The 4,013-nt window shown below is 32.2% G+C and carries 3 protein-coding genes and 2 pseudogenes; 3 read left to right on the top strand and 2 right to left on the bottom strand.

All coding sequences use genetic code 11. The features are described from left to right. Both IDG60_RS08025 and IDG60_RS08030 read left to right on the top strand, forming a co-directional pair. A pseudogene (locus IDG60_RS08025) lies at positions 1–765 on the top strand (SAV1866 family putative multidrug efflux ABC transporter); the annotation flags it as partial. An 8-nt stretch (positions 766–773) separates the two neighbouring features. Beyond that, a pseudogene (locus tag IDG60_RS08030) lies at positions 774–865 on the top strand (hypothetical protein). 89 nt (positions 866–954) lie between these two features. Here the strand turns inward: IDG60_RS08030 and IDG60_RS08035 are convergent. Both IDG60_RS08035 and IDG60_RS08040 read right to left on the bottom strand, forming a co-directional pair. After that, a complete protein-coding gene (locus tag IDG60_RS08035; RefSeq protein ID WP_001236371.1) occupies positions 955–2,049 on the bottom strand; it encodes an FUSC family protein in 1,095 nt (364 codons plus the stop codon). A gap of 292 nt (positions 2,050–2,341) precedes the next feature. Beyond that, the gene (locus tag IDG60_RS08040) at positions 2,342–3,631 is read right to left on the bottom strand and encodes a glutamate-1-semialdehyde 2,1-aminomutase (RefSeq protein ID WP_001011595.1); all 1,290 of its coding nucleotides are present in this window, start codon (positions 3,629–3,631) and stop codon (positions 2,342–2,344) included. Between the two features lie 80 nt (positions 3,632–3,711). On the opposite strand from IDG60_RS08040, the gene IDG60_RS08045 reads away from it, so the two are divergent. Next, on the top strand, positions 3,712–4,013 hold a 302-nt coding region (locus IDG60_RS08045), incomplete at its 3' end, for a peroxiredoxin (protein ID WP_084964124.1).

Raw genomic sequence — 4,013 nt, forward strand, 5'->3', positions numbered from 1 at the left:
AAAAATGGTGTTGGTGCTCAACCTATTGAAATTAAACAAGGTCGTATTGATATTGATCATGTTAGTTTTCAATATAACGATAACGAAGCTCCAATTTTAAAAGATATTAATTTGAGTATTGAAAAAGGAGAAACAGTTGCTTTCGTAGGTATGAGTGGTGGTGGTAAATCAACATTAATTAACTTAATACCGAGATTTTACGATGTAACTTCTGGGCAAATTTTAATAGATGGTCACAATATTAAAGATTTTTTAACGGGAAGTTTAAGAAATCAAATAGGATTGGTGCAACAGGATAATATTTTATTCTCTGATACAGTTAAGGAAAATATTTTACTTGGTCGTCCAACAGCAACAGATGAAGAAGTAGTTGAAGCGGCGAAAATGGCTAATGCACATGACTTTATTATGAACTTGCCACAGGGATATGACACTGAAGTAGGTGAACGAGGTGTTAAATTATCAGGTGGTCAAAAACAAAGATTATCGATTGCTAGAATATTTTTAAATAATCCGCCAATTCTTATCTTGGATGAAGCAACAAGTGCACTTGATTTAGAAAGTGAATCCATTATTCAAGAAGCATTAGATGTGTTGAGTAAAGATCGAACGACACTTATCGTAGCGCATCGCTTGTCCACTATTACACATGCTGACAAAATTGTCGTAATTGAAAATGGACATATTGTTGAAACAGGTACGCATCGTGAATTGATTGCAAAACAAGGTGCTTACGAGCATTTATATAGCATTCAAAACTTATAAAGTATTAGTTGTTTGACTTCAGTACAATCTTGTAGGGAAGATTTGTAACAGGATGGTGGGGTCATAACATAGAAAAGCAGTAAGAGATTTTCTTCATTGAAAATAATCTTACTGCTTTTTTAAATTTAATTTCGAGATTCAATATTACTTTATCTCATTGTGGTATTAATTACAGGAATTGCTTTAAACTTATAAATCAAAGTCTTCTTCAACAATTTCAATGTCTGCATCAGACCTATGATATGTGAAAAAGCTAATTCTTATGCGGTCTAAATGCTCTAAATGGTGTCGATACTCTTCGATGGCTGCAACAATTTGCATAACATTGGCAAACGAATATTCCGTTTGATAAGGATGATTTATTAACTCATGCTGAAATGTAGACAATAAATCTTTTTTCTGCGGATTATCTAACTCATAATCAACATGTGTCACATTATAACGTGCTTTTTTAGAAAGGCTAGCTAAAATTTGCTCGTGAAAAGCAGTTAATGAATCTAAATCTAATTTGATTTGTAATAGGAAATTGTTATTAAGTAAATATAAGTCGTTTTGATAACGCGACAATTTGTTTAATACTTCATAAGCTTGTCTAGTCGTCTGAACTACTTCTCTGAAAAGTATTTTCTTTCTATTCTGTTGGTGAATATGTTTTTTTGTAATAGGACGTTCTTCGCTATAGTAATCATAAATTTTCTCTAACTTTTCGACACGTTGTTTTAAATTATGACTATCTTGTTTAATATTATTAAACTCCGTCGTATCATTTAATACTAATTTAAACCACATAAAAATATCTGAGGATATATTTAATGAATTATAGTAAATTTTTGTTTCAAATTTAGGTGGTAGAAACACAAAGTTAACTAGAGATGAACTTATGACACCAATCATTACAAGTACAAACCTGTAAAAGGCGGTAATATAGAAAGAACCGGTATGTTGTCCCATAATGATTAATGCTGTTACACTCGCCAAAGTAGCAACATGTGCTAAATTAAATTTAAATAAAATAGCAATAAGTACTATGACGGTAACACCCATAATGATAAAATTATCACTAAAAATTGTTACCATTGTAACAGATAATATGGCACCTATAATGTTACCCAATGCTTGATCAGAAACTGTTTTAAATGAACGATAAATACTAGGTTGCATTGCAACAACAGCACTGACACCAGCTAAGGCTTTCAGACCAACATCATCCGGTAGTAAAGAAGCGATAGACATAGCTAAAATAATGGCTATACCAGTTTTAAAAATCCGAGCTCCTAGTCTCAAAAATAATGACGCCCCTTTTAAGTTTATTGAATATCTAATATTCGTATTCATTACTGTTATACACTTACTAGTTATAAAATTCAAGCTTATTTATAGTTGTTAAAATAAATCATACATAATACTGATAGCGATGTAAAACTTTAGTCAGAGATTAAAAGAGTATAAATTTGTAAAATAAAAACTCACATAGTGACATATCAAGTTAAACGTTAATAGTTAACGATATAAAATGAATCTACTATGTGAGCATTTGTTTTATTTTAATTCAATTAAAAATATACTTCCTTAAAAGTTATTTCATTTGACTAAAAGCATAGTCTGCAGCTTTTAAAGTTTGTTGAATATCTTCTTCTGTATGTTCAGTTGTTAAGAACCAAGCTTCAAACTTAGAAGGTGCTAAATTGATACCTTGATTTAACATTAATTTGAAAAATTTACCGAACGCTTCGCCGTCAGAATGTTCAACTTGATCATAATGTGTGACTTTTTCATCTGTAAAGTACAATGTTAAAGATCCATAAATACGATTAATTGTAGCTGTGATATTATGTTTTTCGATTAATTTAAGTAAACCTTCTTCTAGTTGTTGGCCTAAGCTGTCTAATTTTTCATAAACACCGTCTTGTTCTAGTACTTCGAGTAATGCAATACCTGCTTTCATAGATAACGGGTTACCAGCCATTGTACCAGCTTGATATGCAGGTCCTAGAGGTGCTACTTGTTCCATAATATCTTGACGTCCACCATAGCCTCCAATTGGTAAACCACCGCCAACAATTTTACCAAATGCAGTTAAATCAGGGATAACACCTAATAAATCTTGAGCGGCACCGTAATGGAAACGGAATGCAGTAATTACTTCATCATAAATCACTAGTGTCCCATTGTTATGCGAAATTTCATTAACCTCTTCTAAAAATCCAGGTTGAGGCATTACCATTCCAAAGTTACCAACAATTGGTTCTACTAATACTGCGGCAATTTCATCACCCCAAAATTCAATTGCTTCTTTATATGCGTTAATATCATTGAAAGGTACAGTAATGACTTCACGTGCGACGCTTTCTGGAACACCAGCTGAGTCTGGAGAACCGAGCTGAGATGGGCCACTACCTGCTGCAACCAATACTAAATCAGAATGGCCATGATAAGATCCAGCAAATTTTATAATTTTATTTCTTTTAGTATATGCACGTGCAACACGAATTGTTGTCATGACTGCTTCTGTTCCAGAATTTACAAAGCGAATTTTCTCAAGAGATGGAATTGCATCACGTAATTTTTTGCTGAATTCAATTTCTAGTTCAGTCGGTGTACCAAATAAAACACCTTTGGCTGCTTGTTCTTGAATTGCTTTAGTAATATGAGGATGTGCATGCCCCGCAATAATTGGACCGTATGCTTGAAGGTAATCAATAAATTTATTGCCATCGACATCATATAAATATGCACCGTGTCCTTCTTTCATAACAACAGGTGCACCGCCTCCTACAGCTTTATAAGAACGAGAAGGGGAATTGACACCGCCTAGAATATATTCGTTTGAAAGTTGTTGTAAACGTTCACTTTCACTAAAATTCATTTATATCAACCTCTTTTAATTTAATATTTTCATCTAATATCGTATCATAAAATTATTATAATGAAGAAAAAGGTGATTATATGTTGCAAAAAGGAGAACAATTTCCAATATTTAAATTAGAAAATCAAGACGGAACTGTCATTACAAATGATACATTAAAAGGTAAAAAGGCGATTATATATTTTTATCCTAGAGATAATACACCTACTTGTACCACAGAAGCTTGTGACTTTAGAGACAATTTAGAAATGTTCAATGATTTAGATGTTGCAGTATATGGTATAAGCGGTGATTCAAAGAAAAAACACCAAAATTTTATTGAGAAACACGGATTGAATTTCGATTTATTAGTAGATGAAGATTTTAAATTAGCTAAAGAAAC

The sequence above is a fragment of the Staphylococcus sp. EG-SA-2 genome, assembly GCF_017152085.1.